The organism is Streptomyces sp. NPDC002499, from assembly GCF_053595415.1.
In genome coordinates this window covers 36,811-54,286 of sequence record NZ_JBSFXO010000017.1, presented here as the reverse complement: position 1 = coordinate 54,286, position 17,476 = coordinate 36,811, and the positions used below count along the sequence as shown (strand labels likewise).

The 17,476-nt window shown below is 72.4% G+C and carries 12 protein-coding genes; 9 read left to right on the top strand and 3 right to left on the bottom strand.

The genetic code is table 11. The features are described from left to right. Nucleotides 1–10 precede the first annotated feature (10 nt). A complete protein-coding gene (locus tag ACWD5F_RS40565; RefSeq protein WP_451261221.1) occupies nt 11–610 on the bottom strand; it encodes a GNAT family N-acetyltransferase in 600 nt (199 codons plus the stop codon). A 159-nt stretch (nt 611–769) separates the two neighbouring features. Here ACWD5F_RS40565 and ACWD5F_RS40560 point away from each other — a divergent pair, with 159 nt between their 5' ends. The 7 genes from ACWD5F_RS40560 (at nt 770) to ACWD5F_RS40530 (ending at nt 12,734) form a co-directional block, all read left to right on the top strand. Continuing rightward, nucleotides 770–1,915, top strand: coding sequence for a diaminopropionate ammonia-lyase (locus ACWD5F_RS40560; protein ID WP_451261220.1), 1,146 nt, complete (start codon nt 770–772; stop codon nt 1,913–1,915). A gap of 195 nt (nt 1,916–2,110) precedes the next feature. Continuing rightward, nucleotides 2,111–3,679, top strand: coding sequence for an acyl-CoA carboxylase subunit beta (locus ACWD5F_RS40555; protein WP_451261402.1), 1,569 nt, complete (start codon nt 2,111–2,113; stop codon nt 3,677–3,679). 103 nt (nt 3,680–3,782) lie between these two features. Then, complete coding sequence (locus ACWD5F_RS40550; protein ID WP_451261219.1) at nt 3,783–5,525, top strand: fatty acyl-AMP ligase; 1,743 nt, start codon at nt 3,783–3,785, stop codon at nt 5,523–5,525. Beyond that, entirely contained in the window at nt 5,522–9,628 is a 4,107-nt protein-coding gene (locus ACWD5F_RS40545) for a beta-ketoacyl synthase N-terminal-like domain-containing protein (RefSeq protein WP_451261218.1), read from the top strand. Before ACWD5F_RS40550 ends, ACWD5F_RS40545 begins: the two co-directional genes overlap by 4 nt. A gap of 9 nt (nt 9,629–9,637) precedes the next feature. Further along, a complete protein-coding gene (locus ACWD5F_RS40540) occupies nt 9,638–10,618 on the top strand; it encodes an alpha/beta hydrolase (RefSeq protein WP_451261217.1) in 981 nt (326 codons plus the stop codon). Nucleotides 10,619–10,740: 122 nt separating this feature from the next. Beyond that, nucleotides 10,741–11,997 carry a PucR family transcriptional regulator gene (locus tag ACWD5F_RS40535; RefSeq protein ID WP_451261216.1) on the top strand — a complete coding sequence of 419 codons (1,257 nt, stop codon included), beginning with the start codon at nt 10,741–10,743 and terminating at the stop codon, nt 11,995–11,997. A gap of 95 nt (nt 11,998–12,092) precedes the next feature. Further along, nucleotides 12,093–12,734 (top strand): cutinase family protein, encoded by a 642-nt coding sequence (locus ACWD5F_RS40530; RefSeq protein ID WP_451261215.1) that lies wholly within the window; start codon nt 12,093–12,095, stop codon nt 12,732–12,734. A gap of 78 nt (nt 12,735–12,812) precedes the next feature. Here the strand turns inward: ACWD5F_RS40530 and ACWD5F_RS40525 are convergent, their stop codons facing one another. Both ACWD5F_RS40525 and ACWD5F_RS40520 read right to left on the bottom strand, forming a co-directional pair. Beyond that, nucleotides 12,813–14,534: a hypothetical protein gene (locus ACWD5F_RS40525; RefSeq protein WP_451261214.1), complete on the bottom strand. Its 1,722-nt coding sequence runs from the start codon at nt 14,532–14,534 to the stop codon at nt 12,813–12,815. Nucleotides 14,535–14,566: 32 nt separating this feature from the next. Continuing rightward, entirely contained in the window at nt 14,567–14,773 is a 207-nt protein-coding gene (locus tag ACWD5F_RS40520; protein WP_451261213.1) for a hypothetical protein, read from the bottom strand. A 48-nt stretch (nt 14,774–14,821) separates the two neighbouring features. Between ACWD5F_RS40520 and ppk2 the strand changes: the two genes are divergently transcribed. Continuing rightward, nucleotides 14,822–15,625: a polyphosphate kinase 2 gene (gene ppk2, locus ACWD5F_RS40515; RefSeq protein ID WP_451261212.1), complete on the top strand. Its 804-nt coding sequence runs from the start codon at nt 14,822–14,824 to the stop codon at nt 15,623–15,625. 106 nt (nt 15,626–15,731) lie between these two features. After that, nucleotides 15,732–17,474: a SulP family inorganic anion transporter gene (locus tag ACWD5F_RS40510; RefSeq protein ID WP_451261211.1), complete on the top strand. Its 1,743-nt coding sequence runs from the start codon at nt 15,732–15,734 to the stop codon at nt 17,472–17,474. Nucleotides 17,475–17,476: the final 2 nt, after the last annotated feature.

Genomic DNA, 17,476 nt, shown 5'->3' with positions numbered 1-17,476 from the left:
GCCCCCTTCGTCATGCTCCTCGAGTGCCGGGCCCCTGCCCCGGACGCAGGCCCGGGACGTCGAGATCGCCCGGCCTGAGCCGGTACACCTGGAGGCGCAGGTCGTAGTACTTGTCCGTCTCCCCGACCCACTCCATCCCCACGCGCTTGGCCGTCGCGGCACCCCGTTCGTTGCGGGGCCGTACGACCGCGAAGAGTTCGTCCACGCCGGCCTCGAAGGCGTAGTGCGCCACGGCGTGACCGGCCTCGGCGGCCAGACCCTTCCCCCAGGCGCCGGGCGCGAGTTGCCAGCCGATCTCCAGGTCCCGGCGGTCCGGCGGCAGGGGCAGCAGCACGACCCCGCCGACCACCGACCCGTCCTCCCGCGACTCGATCGCCCACCGGCCCTGCGGGGCGTCCAGATTCCCGGCGCCCCACTCCTCCAGGAGGGTCCGCATGGCCGCCGCGTCCGGCACTCGTGCCATCGCCGGGGCGAGCCACTGGGCGACGTCCGCGGTGCCGTAGACCCGCAGGGCGTCCTCCGCGTCCTCGACGGTCCACGGCCGCAGGACCAGCCGGGGCGTGGTGATCCGGGACCCCTCGACGACGACACGGTGCTCGCGTTCGGTCATGCCGGAACGCTACCAACCGCTCACTGATCCGTCGCGTGGATGACGACGACGTCCACGCGTGCGGGGACCCGGCGGAGGAGGATGCCGAGGACTACGTGCAATCGGACGCGCGCCGCGTGCCCCTGGACCAACCCCATGGTCGGGCCACACGATGATCGCGTGTCCAAGATTCCTTTCGTCGCCGGCGACCCGACCCCGTCGCGCCACCTGCCGTGGTTCGTACGACCCGCCGCCAGGATCTGGACCTGTGCGCCACCCCCGGCCGAGGTGCGGGACTTCCATGCCGAGCAGCCCGGCTATGCGCCCACCGCACTGGCCGAACTCCCGTCCCTGGCAAGGGAACTCGGGGTCGGCCGGGTGTTCGTCAAGGACGAGTCCTCGCGTCTGGGGCTGCCCGCGTTCAAGGCGCTGGGCGCGTCCTGGGCGATTCACCGGGTGCTGGCACGGCGGGCGAACGGGGGCAGCGCCGGCGGCCCGGTGCGGCTGGTCACCGCCACCGACGGCAATCACGGCCGGGCCGTGGCGCGGATGGCGCGGCTGTTCGGGCAGCGTTCCCATGTCTTCGTCCCGCGGGGTGTCCACCCGGCGGCCGTGACTGCCATCGAGGAGGAAGGCGCGCACATCACGCTCGTGCCGGGCTCGTACGACGAAGCCGTGCGGCGGGCGGCCGACGCGGCGGCGAGCAGGCCGGACTCCGTACTCGTCCAGGACACCGCCTGGCCCGGGTACGAGCGGATTCCGGGCTGGATCGTGGAGGGCTACTCGACCCTGTTCGCCGAGATCGACGCGCAGCTCGGTACTGCGGATCTCGGGTCGCCCGGCCTGGTGGTGGTCCCGGCGGGCGTGGGCTCACTCGCGCAGGCCGCCGTCACCCACTACCGCGGCAGAGCGGCCGGGCCCGCGCCGACCGCGCTGCTGTCCGTCGAGCCCGACACCGCGGCCTGTGTCCTGGCCAGCCTCGGCCGTCGGACGCCGGTCAGCGTGCCGACCGGTGCCACCACCATGGCCGGCCTGAACTGCGGCACCGTCTCCAGCCTGGCCTGGCCCTTTCTACGAGACGGCCTGGACGCCGCTGTCGCGGTCACGGACGCCGAAAGCGCCGACGCCGCACGTGATCTCGCCGCCGTCGGTGTCGCGGCGGGCCCCTGCGGCGCGGCCTCCCTGGCCGGTGCCCGCGCCGCCCTGACCGGCGAGGGCGCCGCCGAACGCCGTACCGCCCTGGCTGTCGATCCCACCTCGACGGTCGTCCTGCTCAGCACCGAGGGCACGGCCGCCAACCCCCACTCCGAGGACGCGCGAACCTGACCGCCTCCCGCACCCACTCCGCTTCCCGCCCGACCTCGCCCGGCAGGACGCCCGTTGGTGCCGTCGACGGCAGGCCCTTTGTCACCTCAGGACGAACCTCCGTCGCCCAGGACTCAACTCCCGCAAACAGAACGGCCATCACCCAGGGCCGCTCCCGAATCGCTGCCATATTCGAGAACCCCTTCGGAGGTGGCTGTGACGCGAGAGGCGACAACATCCCGGGCGACAGCGGCACATACGGCGGACCGCACCGCCGAGCGCATCACGGACCTGGAACACCGCCGGGCACAGGCGCTGACTCCGGCCACGCCGAGAAGGCGCGGGGCCTTCGGCGCGCGGGAGCGGATCGAACGGCTGCTTGACGTGGACTCCTTCGCGGAGACCGGTCTGTTCGTGCGGGCCAGATCCACCGGGGACGGCGCCCGCCGCCCCTACGGTGACGGGGTCGTCACCGGGTACGGCACGGTCGACGGGCGACCGGTCTGTGTGTTCGCCCAGGACTCCACGGTCTTCGGCGGCAGCATGGGCGAGGCGTTCGGCGAGAAGACCGTGGCCCTGATGGACCTCGCCCTCAAGACCGGCTGCCCCGTCATCGGTCTCAACGACTCCGGCGGCGCCCGCATCCAGGAAGGCGTCGCATCCCTCGCCCTGTACGCCGAGTTGGTGCGCCGCAATGTGAAGGCGTCCGGGGTGATCCCGCAGATCTCGGTCATCCTCGGGCCGTGCGCGGGCGGTGCCGCCTACTCCCCCGCCATCACCGACTTCACGGTCATGGTGGACGGCGCCTCGCACATGTTCGTCACCGGTCCCGACGTCATCGAGGCGGTCACCGGCGAGCACACCACCGCGGAGGACCTGGGCGGCGCCCGCACCAGCAACTCCGTGAACGGCAACGCCCACTTCCTCGCCGCCGACGAGGAGGAGGCCCTCGACACCGTACGCGACCTGCTCTCGTACCTGCCGGCCAACAACCTGGACCGTCCCCCGCAGTACGCTCCTGGGTCGACGCCCACCGGGGACGGGCTGGACGAGGTCGTGCCCGACCGGACCGGCCAGGCCTACGACATGCGCGACATCGTGCAGGCGGTCGTCGACGACGGTGAACTCCTGTACGTGCAGGAGCTGTTCGCGCCGAACATCATCTGCGCCCTGGCCCGCGTCGAGGGCAACAGCGTCGGCGTCGTCGCCAATCAGCCGCTGCACTCGGCCGGTGTCCTCGACATCGACGCCTCGGAGAAGGCCGCGCGGTTCGTACGGTTCTGCGACGCGTTCGGCATTCCGCTGCTGACCTTCGCCGACGTCCCCGGCTACCTCTCCGGTGTCCGCCAGGAGCGGGCCGGCATCATCCGGCGCGGCGCCAAACTGCTGTACGCGTACGCCGAGGCGACCGTCCCGAAAGTCACCGTGGTGGTGCGCAAGGCATACGGCGGCGGGTACGCGGTGATGGGCTCCAAGCACCTCGGCGCCGACGTCAACCTCGCCTGGCCCACGGCCCGCATCGCCGTCATGGGCGCGGAGGGCGCCGTCGGCGTGCTGCACCGGCGTGAACTCGCCGCCTCGGACGACCCGGAGGCACTGCGCGCCCGCCTGATCGCCACGTACGAGTCCACCCACGGGACCCCGTATCTCGCCGCCGAACGCGGGTACGTCGACGCGGTGATCGCCCCGCGCGACACCCGCGCCCACCTGTGCCGTGCCCTGCGCACGCTGCGCGGCAAGCGCGCCCCGATGCCGGAGCGCCGGCACGGCAACATCCCGCTCTGACCGCCCTGTTCACACTTTTTCGCTCTTGTGCGCCCCGCTCAGTCCAACCGCTCTGATCCGCCCGACTCGCCGGCCGACACCGCGATGTGAGGAGCAACGCCCGATGGACAGCCGCCGCCCCCCGCTCGCGCCCGCGTACCGGACCCTGCCCGACCACGTGCGGCACTGGGCCGAAACCACCCCCGACCGCCGGGCGTTCACCTTCGTCGACCACCCCACTCCGAACTCGCGCGGGGTGCACCGCACCCTCACCTGGCAGCGACTGGACCTGCGCATAAGGGCGTTGGCCGCCCGGCTCTCCGAACAGGCCGAACCAGGGGCCAGGGTCGCCCTGTTGTGTCCGCAGGGGACGGACTACATCACCGCCTTTCTGGCCGCGCTGACCGCCGGGATGGTCGCCGTACCGCTCTACCCGCCCGGTCTGCCGGGGCACGGGGACCGGCTCGTCGGGGTGTTGGCCGACGCCCGTCCCGCGGTCGTGGTGACCACCGGCCGCGTCCTGGAGGAGGTCAGGGACTTCTGCGAGCGTGCCCGGGTGGCGGTCCTCGCGGTGGACCAGGTTCCCGATGCCGTCGCCAAGGACTGGCGGGCGCCCGTACTCGACCCCGGCGCGACCGCGTATCTCCAGTACACCTCCGGATCCACCCGTGCTCCGGCGGGAGTCGAGATCACCCACACCAACGTCGTCGCCAACGCCCGCCAGGCGCTCGGCGCCTACCGCGCCGACGCGCACCCGGTGACCTGCGTGGGCTGGCTGCCGCTCTACCACGACATGGGGCTCGTGCTCAGCGTCGCGGCCCCTGTCGTACGGGGACTGCTGTCGGTGCTCATGGACCCGGCCGCGTTCCTGCACGAACCGGCGCGCTGGCTAAGGCTGTTGGCCGCGCATCCGCGTGCGCTGAGCGCCGCGCCCAACTTCGCCTACGACTACTGCTCTTCGACCGTCACCGAGGCGCAGAAGGCGGAGCTACGGCTGGACGGGGTCGCCGCGTTGATCAACGGCAGCGAGCCGGTGCGGCCCGGCACCGTCGACCGCTTCCACGCCGCGTTCGCCGCGCGGGGGCTCGCGGCGGAGGTCCACTGTCCGTCGTACGGGCTCGCGGAGGCGACCGTCTTCGTCAGTGCCGCCCGTCCGGGCGAGCCGCTCGACCGGTTCGCGCTGGACCGTGACGCCCTCGCCGCCGGGAAGGCCCTGCCCGCGCGGCCCGACGACCCGAGAGCCGTGCTGCTGGCCGGTTGCGGAACCCCGGCCGGCCAGCGGGTCCGTGTCGTCGATCCCGTCTCCCACGCCGTCCTGGCCGAGGGGGAGGTCGGCGAGATCTGGGTGCAGGGCCCCAACGTGGGGCGCGGCTACTGGAACAACGAGCCCCAGACGCAACGGGTGTTCGGCGCCGGGCTCGGCAAGGACGCGCCCGGCAGTTGGCTGCGCACCGGTGATCTCGGGACGATCCTGAGCGGGCAGTTGATCGTCACCGGCCGGCTCAAGGACCTCATCGTCGTCGACGGCCGCAACCACTACCCGCAGGACGTGGAAGCCACCGCCCAGAACGCCCATCCGGCTCTGCGGCGCGACCGGCTCGCCGCGTTCGGTGTGCCGGGCGGCGGAGGCGAGCGGGTGGTGGTCGTGGCGGAGCACGCGCGGACCACCAGCCTCACCGACATCGACGTACCGTCCCTGACGCGTGCCGTGCGTGCGGCCGTCTCCGCCCGGCACGGGCTGCGGCTCGCGGACGTCGTCCTGGTCGCGCCGGGTGCCGTGCCCCGGACGTCCAGCGGCAAGGTGTCGCGGGCCCTGGCGCGGGCCCGGTATCTGGAGGGTGCCTACGCGACGGAGACGGCGGTATGACGGCCGCCGACGGGGACCGGGGTGCGCGCGCAGCCGACGCGGAGCGGGGTGCGAGCCCGGCCGACGCAGAGTCGGGTGCGAGCGCAGCCGACGAATCCGGCAGTGTGCGGGCGGCCGACGCGCGAGCCCTGCGCCGCCGGATCGCGGAGCTGGTCGCCGAGTGGCACGGCAACCGCGCCTCCGTCGACGACATCCCGATGGACCGGCCGTTGGCCGACCTGGGGATGTCCTCGCGGGACGCGGTCGTGCTGGCCGGTGAGCTGTCCCGGCTGACCGGCCGCGACCTGCCGGCGACCCTGGTGTGGGAAGCGCCCACCGGGGACGCGCTGGTGGCCCAACTGTGCGGTACGGCCGCGCAGTTCACCAGAACCTCGTCCGGCGCCTCTCCCCCGGGGGCGCCGGGCGAGCCCGTCGCGGTCATCGGCGTCGGCTGCCGACTGCCCGGCGGGGTGCGCGGTCCGGGCGACTACTGGCGGCTGCTGATCGACGGGGTCGACGCGATCGGACGCGTCCCCGAGGACAGATGGGGCGACTTCACGGCGTTCCCGCCCGCCGACGCCCCCGCGTACGGCGGCTTTCTCGACGACATCGCCGGCTTCGACGCCGAGTTCTTCCGCATCACCCCGCGCGAGGCCGCGGTGATGGACCCGCAGCAGCGGATCCTCCTGGAGGTCGTCCGCGAGACGCTCGACCACGCCGCCGTGCCCGCCACCGCCCTGGCGGGCACGGCCACCGGGATCTACGTCGGTGTCTCGGCCCCGGAGTACGGCCAACTCACCGGCGCCGACGCGGAGTCCGTCGATCCGTGGGCGCCGGCGGGCGCGGCGCTCAGTGTCACGGCGGGCCGACTGGCGTACGTCCTCGACACCCGTGGGCCGAGCATGGCCGTCGACACCGCCTGTTCCTCCTCGCTGGTCGCCCTGCATCACGCCTGCGTCAGCCTGCGCACCGGCGAGAGCGACACGGCGATCGCCGCCGGGGTCAACGTCCTGCTGTCGCCCTCCGTCGGCGTCGCCTTCGAGCGGGCGGGCGCGCTCGCGCCGGACGGTCGCTGCAAGCCGTTCTCAACGGCGGCCGACGGCATCGGGCGCGGTGAGGGCTGCGCGGCGGTGCTGCTGAAGCGACTGTCCGACGCGGAGCGGGACAGCGACCGCGTCCTCGCCGTCATCCGCGCCACCGCCGTCAACTCCGACGGCCGCTCCAACGGCCTCCTGGCCCCCAACCCGGCCGCCCAGCAAGCCCTGTTGGCGTCCGTGTACGCGCGGTCCGGGCTGCCCACGGCTCATATCGACTACGTCGAGGCGCACGGCACCGGCACCCCGCTCGGCGACCCGATCGAGGCGGGCGCGCTCGGCGCGGTGCTGGGCGCGGGCCGCGACCTCGACCAGCCGTTGCTGCTGGGCTCCGTGAAGGGGAACCTCGGCCACCTGGAATGCGCGGCGGGCCTCGCCGGTCTCGTAAAAACAGTCCTTGCGCTCCACCACGACCTCGTCCCGCCGTCGCTGCACGCCAACGGCAGCGCCCTGACGGACCCCCGGCTGCGCGTGGTGACCGAGCCGGAACCCTGGCCCCGCTACGGCGGCACAGCCACCGCCGGCATCTCGGGCTTCGGGTTCGGCGGCACCAACGCCCATGCCGTACTGGAGGAATGGCGCCCCGGAATCCTCCCGCCGCCGTCGACAGACCGACCGGCCGTCTGCCTCCACGTTCTCTCCGACGTCGACACCGAGCGGGTCCGGGACACCGCGGCCCGCCTCGCCGCGTGGCTTCGCACACCCGAGGGGAGCGCGGCCCACCCCACCGACGTGGCCCGCACGCTCGCGGGACGCGCGGGGCGGGGACCCGTGCGGGCCGCCGTCGTCGCCGGTGCCGGGGCAGAACTGGCCGAAGCGCTCGATGCGTTGGCGGGGGCTCGCCCGGATACCCGGGTATCCACCGGTGACCGCGATCTCGTGGGGCGCGGCCCGGTATGGGTGTTCTCGGGGTACGGGAGCCAGTGGCCCGGCATGGGGCGCCGGCTGCTCGCCGAGGAACCCGCCTTCGCCGCCGCTGTGGAGAAGCTCGACGCACGACTCGCCGGCGAGTTCGGCTTCTCCTTCCACGAGCACCTGGCCTCCGCCGGAGATCTCGACCGCCTCGACGTCTCCCAACCCGTGCTGCTCGGGCTCCAGTTGGCGCTCGCCGAGCTGTGGCGCTCGTACGGTGTCGAACCGGTCGCCGTGATCGGCCACTCCATGGGCGAGGTGGCGGCCGCCGTCTGCGCGGGCGCGCTGGACGTGGCGGACGCGGCTCGGGTCATCACCGCACGGGCTCGCCTGCTCGGCGGGCTGCACGGCGGGGCGATGGCCGTCGTGGATCTGGCGGACGCCGAACTGCCCACCCTGGAGCGGGACTTCCCCGGTGTACAGGTCGCCGTGCACTCCTCGCCCCGGCAGAAGGTCGTCACGGGCGACGAGGCGGCGGTCACCAGGCTCGTGCACTGGCTGGAGGAGCAAGGGCGTGCCGCCCGGGCCATGCGAGTGGTCGGCGCCGGGCACTCGGCCCAGGTGGACCCCCTGCTGCCGGAGCTGACCGAGGCCCTGTCGGACGTCCGGGGCCGGTCTCCGCGCATTCCCGTCTACTCCACCGTCCTCGACGATCCGCGCGGCGCCTGCGCGTTCGACGCCGCTCACTGGGCCGCCAACCTGCGCCGGCCCGTGCGTCTGGACCGGGCCCTCGCGGCAGCCGCGGCCGACGGTCACACCGCCTTCGTCGAGCTCTCACCGCATCCGGTGCTGGCCAGATCCGTCGCCGAGAACGTACCCGGAGCACTGGCGGTGGGCTCGCTGCGGCGCGACGCGGACGGATCCGCAGCGTTCCTCTCCGAGTTGGGCACTCTGTACACGGCGGGGCTGCCTCTGCCGACGCCGGCCGGCCGGGTCATCGACCTTCCGGCCCCGCGTTGGCGGCACGTCCGGTACTGGTGGACGGACGGCCGGGCCCCCATAGCCGCCTCCACGACGGCCCGTTGGACCGAGTCCGCGGCACCCCCGCGCGAGGCGGCGGCCTCGGTGGCCGCCCGCGTGAGTCACCACATCGCCACCGTCACCGGCCATCCGGCCGCCCGCATCACCCCCGCCACGGCGCTGGTCGACCTCGGCCTGGACTCCCTGATGGCCGTCCGTATCCGCACCTCACTGGAGCGCGATTTCGGGATCGAACTGCGGCTGCGTGACCTCTTCGATGCCACCACGGTCGACGAACTGGCCGACCGAATCGCGCAGTTGACCGAGACGCCTTTACCCCTACGCACGCTCCACAAAGGCGGCACGGGCTCCCCGCTCTTCCTGTTCCACGCCGCCGGTGGATCCACCGGCGTTTACCGCGCACTCGCCGAACGACTGGGCGCCGACCGGCCGGTGCACGGGCTGGACCGGATCGAGGACGCCGGTACCGTGCCGGAGAAGGCGCGCCGCTGTGCCGAGGCGATCGCTGCCGTCCAGCCCAACGGCCCTTGTGCGCTGGGTGGTTGGTCCTTCGGGGGCTTCGTCGCCCAGGAGACGGCGCGGTACCTCGCGGCCGCCGGACGGGACGTGGAACTCGTCGCGCTCATCGATTCCGTACGCCCCCTCCCCCAGCCCGGCCGCACACCCGCCGATCGCGTCCGCGCGCACCTCACGGGCTTCGCCCGACACGTCGCCGACGCCTACGGCGTCCAACTGCCGCTGCCTTACGACGAACTCGTGGCGATGGACGACGACCACGAGCGCATCGATCTCGTGCTGCGGGCCCTGGGCGGGGTCGCCGAGGTGCCGCCCGCCGCGCTGGAGCACCAGCGCGCCTCCTATCTGGACCTCCGGATCGGCGAGGCCCATCGGCCGGACCGTTACGACGGTCCCGTGGTCCTGTTCCGGGCCACCGAACCGGCTCCGCACACCGTGCGCGACCCGGCGTACGAACGGGACGACGACGCGCTCGGCTGGGACGAGCTGTGCCCGCGTCTGACGGTCGTACCGGTGACGGGGCATCACCTGTCGCTGCTCGACCCGCCGCACGTCGACGAGATCGCCGCCCATCTTCGGCAGTTGCTTGCCCCGCCGGGCGCCCCCGCCGAACCGGACTGAGGAGCCGCCATGCCGCACCATCCCGCCGGAACCGACGGAGCCGCCCGCGCCTCCGAACCCTCCGGAGTGTCCCGCCGCGCCGTCGCCAAGGCCGCCGCGGCCACCGGCCTGGCCGCCCTGTTCGGCGTCACGGTCGGTGCCGGACGTGCCAGGGCGGCCACCCAGGTCGGAGCGCGCACCTTCGACGTGGCCGTGTCCTCCCCCGCGCTGGGCCGCAGCGCGCCCGTACGGCTGATCCTGCCGTCGGACTTCGACGCGCGGACCGGCCGGACGTACCCCGTGCTGTATCTGCTGCACGGCGCCCACGACGACTACACGTCCTGGACCCGGGAGACGGACATCGAGGCCTTCACCGCGGGCCGCGACCTGATCGTGGCCATGCCGGACGCGGGCCCGACCGGCATCCCCAGTGCCTGGCGCGGTGGTCCCGACTACGAGACCTTCCAGGTCCAGGAGGTGCCGGCGCTGCTCGCCCGCGACTACCGGGCGTCCGGGGTGCGGGCCGTCGCGGGTGTGTCGACCGGGGGTTACGGCGCGATGGCGCACGCGGCCCGTCACCCGGGCGCGTTCGCCGCGGCGGCCTCCTTCAGCGGCATCCTCGACACCACGGCCCTGGGCGTGCCGCCCCTCGTGGACGCCATCGTGGCCCGCGAGAACCTGGCGCCCGGCTCCCTGTGGGGCAACCCCCTTCTCGGCGCGCTCACTTGGCGCGACTTCAATCCGCGCGCCCGTGCCACGGGGCTGCGCGGCACACCCTTGTACGTGTCGCAGGGCAGCGGGGTGGTCGGCGGTGTCGGCGACTGGCTGCCGGAGGCGTTGGAGAGTCTGCTGTGGCCCTCCGCGCACCGCTTCACCGACACCCTCGCGCTTCTCTCCATCCCCGTGACCGCCCACTACTACGCGGGCGGAGGACACAGCTGGGCCTACTGGAAAGGGGAGTTCACGGCCTCGTGGCCGATGCTCGCCGGTGCGCTGGGGCTGCCGGAGTGATGTCGGTGCCGCCGGGGCACGGAACGGAGCGCAGGGGACGTCCGTCCAACACGGGACGTCCCCCTCATCCCACGGGCAACGGCCCGTGGGTGAGTCGCCTCCGGGGGAAAGGAGCGTCCGTCGTGGCTGTCCCCACCCCGCGCGGTGTACCTGCCGACCCCCCGGCCGCGTCGGTACCGTCCGACCTGGCCGAGCTGTTGCGCGCCCAACTCCCGGTCGTCGCCGACGAGGTGGCGCAGGTGGTCCGCAATGAGGTCCCCGAGTACGCGCGGCCGGCCGACGGGACCCAGCGCGAGAACCTCAGGTCCGGGGTGGTGCAGGCGCTCACGCTGTTCGTCGACCACATCGCGGACCCGCGTGCCCAGGGGGTCGCGATGGCGGCCGCCTACTACGAGGAACTCGGGCGCGGCGAGGCCTTGGAGGGCCGCAGTCTGGACGCGCTGCAGTCCGCGTTACGCGTGGGCGGCATGCACGCCTGGCGGCTGATGGGGCGTACGGCGGAGGAACTCGGCCTGGACTCGGCGGTGGTGGCCACGCTCGGGGAGCTGGCGTTCCGGACCGTGCACGAGGTGGCCGAGGCGGCGGCGGCCGGTTACGCGGAGGCGCAGTCGCACAGCGCGGGCGAGTTGGAACGGCGGCGCGGACGGCTGCTCGATCTGCTGCTGGGCGAGGGGCCGGTGTCGCTGGAGGCTGTGCAGGACTTGGCGCACGGCGCGCGGTGGCGGGTGCCGTCGAGGGTCGCCGTCGTCGCGCTGGCGGGCCCCGCGGACCCGCGTTCGCAGGACCAAGTGCCTGCGATGCCCGGCGCGTTGGTGGACATGGAGTCACGGCCGCCGCGTGTGCTGGTGCCGGATCCGGAGGGGTACGGCAGGTTCGGCGGGCGGTCGTTCCTCCTGGGCCTGGCCGGCCGCCCGGCGGCGATCGGGCCCACGGTCCCGGTCGACCAGGCGGCGCGGTCGCTGCGGTGGGCCATGCGGGCGCTGGGGTTGATGGGTCGCGGGGTGCTGCCCCGGCAGGGCGTGGTGCTGTGCGTTGATCACCTGTCGACCCTGTTGCTGCACAGTGACGAGCCGTTGCTCGCCGAGTTGGAGGCACGCGCCCTCGCGCCGCTCGACGCCGCCTCCGAGGGCCAACGGGCCCGGCTGGCCGAGACGTTGCTCGCGTGGTTGCTCAGCGGCAGCAACGTCCCCGACGTCGCCGCGCGCCTGCATATCCATCCGCAGACGGTCCGCTATCGCCTGCGGCAGCTGGAGAAGCTTTTCGGCGGCTCCCTGCACTCTCCCGACACCCGCCTGGACCTGATCCTCGCGCTGCGTTCCGCCGCGTCACGGGACGAGGGCGACGACTCACGCGCCGACAAAAACAAGGGGAATTTCTGAATTCCCGTCCATAACACCAGGTAAGACAACGCGAATACCTTCGGGATGTCCTTTCCACAGGCGCGTTCCACGCGCCCCACCCTCAAAGGATTCCCATGCGTATTCGCTTGTGCCTCGCGGCGCTCTCATTGGTCGGCGGGGCCGGCCTCGCCACCCTCACCGCACCCACGGCATCGGCCGCCGCCTGCTCGGACATCGACGTCGTGGCGGCGCGCGGCACCTTCGAACCGGGCACGCTCGGTCTGATCGTCGGCGACCCGGTGTTCTCCGCGCTCCAGAAGAAAATTACGGGAAAGAGTCTCTCCAGCTACGCGGTGAACTATCCCGCCGACCTTTCCCTGACGTCGGCCGCGCAGGGAAACGCGGATCTGGTGAACCACGTCAACGCGCAAGCCGCTGCCTGTCCGAATCAGCGTTTCATTCTCGTCGGCTATTCGCAGGGTGCGAACGTCGTCGACAACTCGATCGGAATCAGCAGCGACGGCGCGGTGGTCGGCAGCCCGATCGTGGCGACCATTCCCGCCGCCGTCGGACCGCGAGTCGCCGCGGTGCTGCTGTTCGGCAATCCGATCCGCGCCATCGGCAGGAGCGTCACCGGCACCTACCAGAGCCGCACCATCGACTTCTGCGCCAACGGTGACCCCATCTGCCAGAACGGCGGAACCGACGTCCTGGCCCACCTCGGCTACACCGCGAACGCCGACGCGGCGGCCACGTTCGCCGCGGGCAAGGTCTGATCCGCGGCTCTGATCCGCAGCGACGCCGTAGGGCCCGGGAGCTGATCCTCCCGGGCCCTATTTGGTGTGCGTCGACTGCTACTTGAGCGTCGCGGCGAACGCGGCGAGGCTGCCGGACACGACCTCGGGCCGGCCGTCGTTCTGGACGGGTGCCGCGGTCAGTACGTCGAGGTGCTGGTAGCCGGGCGCGATCACGGGGTGCAGGTCGGCCGGGATGCGGCCCGCCAGCAACCCGTCTCCCGCGAGCACGGTGAGCGTCGGGTTGGCCGTCAACCCCTCCGGATGTACGACGAGTTGCTTCACCTGCGGCGAAGTGGCCAGCTCGATGTCGGTGACCAGTTTGGTCGGGAAGTACTGCTCGGTGAAGTCCAACGGCTGCTCCCCCATGCTGCGGGCCAGCTCGTGGATGTCGGTGACCTCCTTGCCGGCGTCGGTGAACGGGGTGCCGTCGGCCGACCGGTACCCGGGGTCGTCGGCGGCACCCACACGGTCGTAATTGCGCCAGGTGTAGAGCGGCCCGTGCGGCTGCGCGGGGATGGCCTTGTACTCGACGCCGAACAGCTGCGCCTGCCCCGAACTGCCGTTGGCGGCGGGGAAGTTCTTGTCGACGATCGGTCCTCCGTCGAAGAAGCCCACGCTGCTCTGCAGGAACGCCAGCGGTACGGAGTTGTCGTCCATCAGCGCCCCGAGGACCGCGTCGTTGGTGAGCCGGAAGTCCTTCACCGCGGGTGAGCCGGTGAGGAAGGTGGCGGTGTCCTTGGAGAACAGGAAGCGGTTGGTGGCCTCGATGTTGACGTTGGAGGGCAGATAGGACGGCAGGTCCGCCTCACCGTCCGGATCCCGCACGGCCCCCAGCCCGGTGATGGCGAGCAGGGTCATGGTCTCGGGGTTGAGCAGCACGGGCGCGGACAGCGAACGGGACAGGACGCCGCGGTCGAGCCCGGCCTGGACGACTGCGTAACCGAGCCCGATGTCCGGCAGGTTGGTGTCGTCCGGGATGGATCCGCTCAGGTCCGCCAGTGAGGTGGAGACCGTCGTGTCGAGGGCGAAGTACCCGGCGCACTGGTTCTGCCCGGCGTCGGCCGTGGTGGCGGGGTTCCCGTCGAAGTCGGCCGTCGCGAAGTACCCGGTGATCACACCACCGAGCGAGTGCCCACCGCACAGCACCTTGCTCCTGCGCACTCCCTGATCGGGCAACTCGGCAACGAGGAGGTCGTGTTCGTCCCGCACGGTCTGCTCGATGCCGAGCCTGGCCATCCAACCGAGCCGGTCGTTGCCGACGAACCCGGCGAAGGTCCGGCCGCCGACCGCCTTGCCCCGGTAGTAGTAGTCGACGGCGGTGTGCTGGTCGCCCGAGGCGATACCGGTCGGGTCCTCAAGGCAGTTGGAGCGCCGGTCCAGGGCCCAGAACTCGATGTGCCGTCCGTTCGCGGCGGCTCGGGAGACGGTGTTGCGGGCGACGCTGTCGAACGCTCCGGCCCCCTCCAGGATGCCCGGTTGGGCGACGAGGATCCGGTCGGCGTCGGCGGACGCGCGCGGCCCGTCGGTGGCGCGGTAGCGCAGGTACGACAGCCAGTCGCACGCCCCCGGACGAGCGCCGAACGACTGCAGCAACGGCACTCTCACCCGCACCACCGACTCGGCCACCCCGTCCGCCGGACGGGTCGACACCACGGGGGTCTCGGTCCGCGCGCTCTCTCCCTGGGCCTGCGGCGCGGCCGCGGTCAGCGCACCGGCGGTCAGCAGCACCGCCAGCGCGGCACCGCGCCACGTCCTTGCTCTGCTGCGGCTCGTCTTCATGGCCGGACCGTAGGGCCGCCGGGACTCCGAGCTCAGGCGGTGCTCACAAGAACGCAGCGCTTGCGGACGCCCTTGTCACCGGGCCGCAGAGAACCGGGGAGTACGAGCGTCGGCCATCTGCCTCGTGGCTCCAGCGCGCCTATCCCCCGCGCGCCGATCACGCGGTTGAGGTGGGCGGCCGGAGTGCGCAGTTCGTCGTCGGAAAGTACGGTGCTGTCCTGGTGTTCGGCCTTGGGCATCAGGGGCTCCGGAAGTCATCGGTGTGCACAACGGGCGGTGGAGGCGGCATGGCCGGCAAGGACGCGGCACGGCTGCCGCGCAAGGCGTACGAGAAGGAACTCCTCCGTCTTCAGACGGAGTTGGTGAAGCTGCAGGAGTGGGTGCGCGCGGAGGGCGCCCGAGTGGTCGTGATCTTCGAGGGACGGGACGCGGCGGGCAAGGGCGGCACCATCAAGCGGGTGTCCGAGCACCTCAACCCCCGGGTGGCGCGCATCGCGGCCCTGCCGAAGCCGACCGAGCGCGAACGCAGCCAGTGGTACTTCCAGCGGTACGTCGAGCATCTGCCGGCCGCCGGGGAGATCGTGCTGTTCGACCGGTCCTGGTACAACCGGGCCGGCGTCGAGCACGTGATGGGCTTCTGCACGAAGGAGGAGTACCAGCTCTTCCTGCGCCAGTGCCCGACCTTCGAACGGATGCTGGTCGAGTCGGGGATCGTGCTGCGCAAGTACTGGTTCTCGGTGAGCGACACCGAACAGCAGGAGCGGTTCCGCCAGCGGCTGGACGACCCGCTGCGGCGCTGGAAGCTCTCGCCGATGGATCTGGAGTCGATCACCCATTGGGAGGCCTACTCCCGGGCCAAGGACCAGATGCTGGTGTACACCGACGTCCCGGAGGCTCCGTGGTACGTCGTCGAGAGCGACGACAAGCGCCGGGCGCGCCTGAACATGATCGCCCACCTGCTGTCGTCCGTGCCGTACCGCGAGGTGCCCCCGCCGGTGCTGGAGCTGCCGCGACGGCCCGCGTCGACCGGCTACGAGCGTCCGCCGCGCGACCTGCAGACCTACGTCCCCGATCACGCCGCGACCCTCTGAGGGCCGGGGCCGGCGGCGACGCGCAGCGCGACGCCGGCCGGGCGTGATCCCGGCGCGACGGTGACCTTGCCGGTGGATCCTGGGAGCGAACGGGGAGAGGTGGCACATGTCCCAGGACGCGGACGGGCAGCACGCGGGGAGACGGCAGGCGGGCATCCGCACACCGAGGTGGCGCACCCTGGCGCCCGGGGCCGTCGCCCTCGCCGGCTACCGGCGTGCCTGGGTGAGGGGCGACCTGCTGGCCGGTGTCACGGTGGCCGCGTACCTGGTGCCGCAGGTCATGGCGTACGCCGGCGTGGCCGGGCTGCCGCCGGTCGCCGGACTGTGGGCGATCCTGCCCGCCCTCGCGCTGTACGCGCTCTTCGGGTCCTCGCGCCTGCTCTCGGTGGGCCCCGAGTCCACGACCGCGCTGATGACCGCCACCGTGGTCGGCCCGCTCGCCGCGGGTGACCCCGGGCGCTACGCCACCCTGGCGGCCGCCCTCGCGGTCACGGTCGGACTGCTGTGCCTGGTCGCATGGGCGGTGCGGCTCGGCTTCCTCGCGGACCTGCTCTCCCGCCCGGTCCTGATCGGCTACCTGGCGGGTGTGGCGCTGATCATGATGGTGGACCAGCTCCCCAAGCTCACGGGCGTGAGGACGACCGGCTCGGAGTTCTTCCCTCAACTGTGGTCCGCCATCAGGCACTTGTCCGACTCCCACGCGGCAACGGTCGTCCTGTCCGCCGCCGTGCTCGCGTTCCTCTTCACGGTCTCCCGGTACGTCCGTGCCGTGCCCGGTCCCCTGCTCGCCGTCGTCCTCGGCACGGTCGCCGTGGTGGCGTTCGACCTCGACGACCGGTACGGCATCAAGGTGATCGGCGAGGTCCCGTCGGGTCTGCCGGGTCTTTCCTGGCCGGACCTGGGCGAGTTGCCGCACCTGGTGCTGCCGGCCCTCGGCGTGCTCATTGTCGGGTACACCGACTTCATCCTGACCGCGCGGGCCTTCAGCGGACAGGACGACGAGGAACCCGGGCTGAACCCCAACCAGGAGTTCCTGGCGCTGGGCACCGCCAACCTCGGCGCGGGCGTCCTGCACGGCTTCCCCGTCAGCAGCAGCGCCAGCCGCACCGCGCTCGCCTCCTCGGCGGGCGCCCGCAGCCAGGCGTACTCCCTGGTGGCGGGCGCGGTGGTGCTGGCGGTGCTCCTGTTCCTCAGCCCGCTGCTGCATCGCACTCCATCGGCCGTGCTGGGCGCACTCGTCGTGTACGCCGCCGTCCGGATGATCGACCTCGCGGGCTTCCGCCGCCTCGCGACCTTCCGCCGCCGCGAACTCCTGCTCGCCCTCGGCTGCCTGGCAGGTGTGCTCGCCCTTGACATCCTCTACGGCGTGATCGTGGCCGTCGGTCTGTCCGTGGCCGAGTTGCTGACACGGGTGGCCCGTCCGCACGACGCCGTCGAAGGCCTGGTACCCGGTGTCGCCGGCATGCACGACGTGGACGACTACCCACAGGCCCGTACCGTCCCCGGCCTGCTGGTCTACCGCTACGACTCACCGCTGTTCTTCGCCAACGCGGAGAACTTCAAGCGCCGTGCCCTGGCGGCCGTCGCCCAACAGACCGACCCGGTCCGGTGGTTCGTCCTCAACGCCGAGGCCAACGTGGAGGTCGACATCACCGCCCTCGACGCGGTCGACGAACTGCGCCGCGAACTCACCGGCCGCGGCATCGTCTTCGCTCTCGCCCGCGTCAAGCAGGACCTCATGGACGACCTCAAGGTGTACGGCCTGGCGGCCTCCGTCGGTTCGGACCTGATCTTCCCCACCCTGCCGACGGCCGTGGCCGCGTACCGCGCGTGGTCCCGCGATCAATAGAC

What these genes read in the sequence shown, in the direction of transcription:
- ACWD5F_RS40520 (WP_451261213.1), bottom strand. Translation starts at nt 14,773, where the DNA reads ATGCCCAAGGCCGAACACCAGGACAGCACCGTACTTTCCGACGACGAA.
- ACWD5F_RS40525 (WP_451261214.1), bottom strand. Translation starts at nt 14,534, where the DNA reads ATGAAGACGAGCCGCAGCAGAGCAAGGACGTGGCGCGGTGCCGCGCTG.
- ACWD5F_RS40530 (WP_451261215.1), top strand. Translation starts at nt 12,093, where the DNA reads ATGCGTATTCGCTTGTGCCTCGCGGCGCTCTCATTGGTCGGCGGGGCC.
- ACWD5F_RS40565 (WP_451261221.1), bottom strand. Translation starts at nt 610, where the DNA reads ATGACCGAACGCGAGCACCGTGTCGTCGTCGAGGGGTCCCGGATCACC.
- ACWD5F_RS40545 (WP_451261218.1), top strand. Translation starts at nt 5,522, where the DNA reads ATGACGGCCGCCGACGGGGACCGGGGTGCGCGCGCAGCCGACGCGGAG.
- ACWD5F_RS40540 (WP_451261217.1), top strand. Translation starts at nt 9,638, where the DNA reads ATGCCGCACCATCCCGCCGGAACCGACGGAGCCGCCCGCGCCTCCGAA.
- ACWD5F_RS40550 (WP_451261219.1), top strand. Translation starts at nt 3,783, where the DNA reads ATGGACAGCCGCCGCCCCCCGCTCGCGCCCGCGTACCGGACCCTGCCC.
- ppk2 (WP_451261212.1), top strand. Translation starts at nt 14,822, where the DNA reads ATGGCCGGCAAGGACGCGGCACGGCTGCCGCGCAAGGCGTACGAGAAG.
- ACWD5F_RS40510 (WP_451261211.1), top strand. Translation starts at nt 15,732, where the DNA reads ATGTCCCAGGACGCGGACGGGCAGCACGCGGGGAGACGGCAGGCGGGC.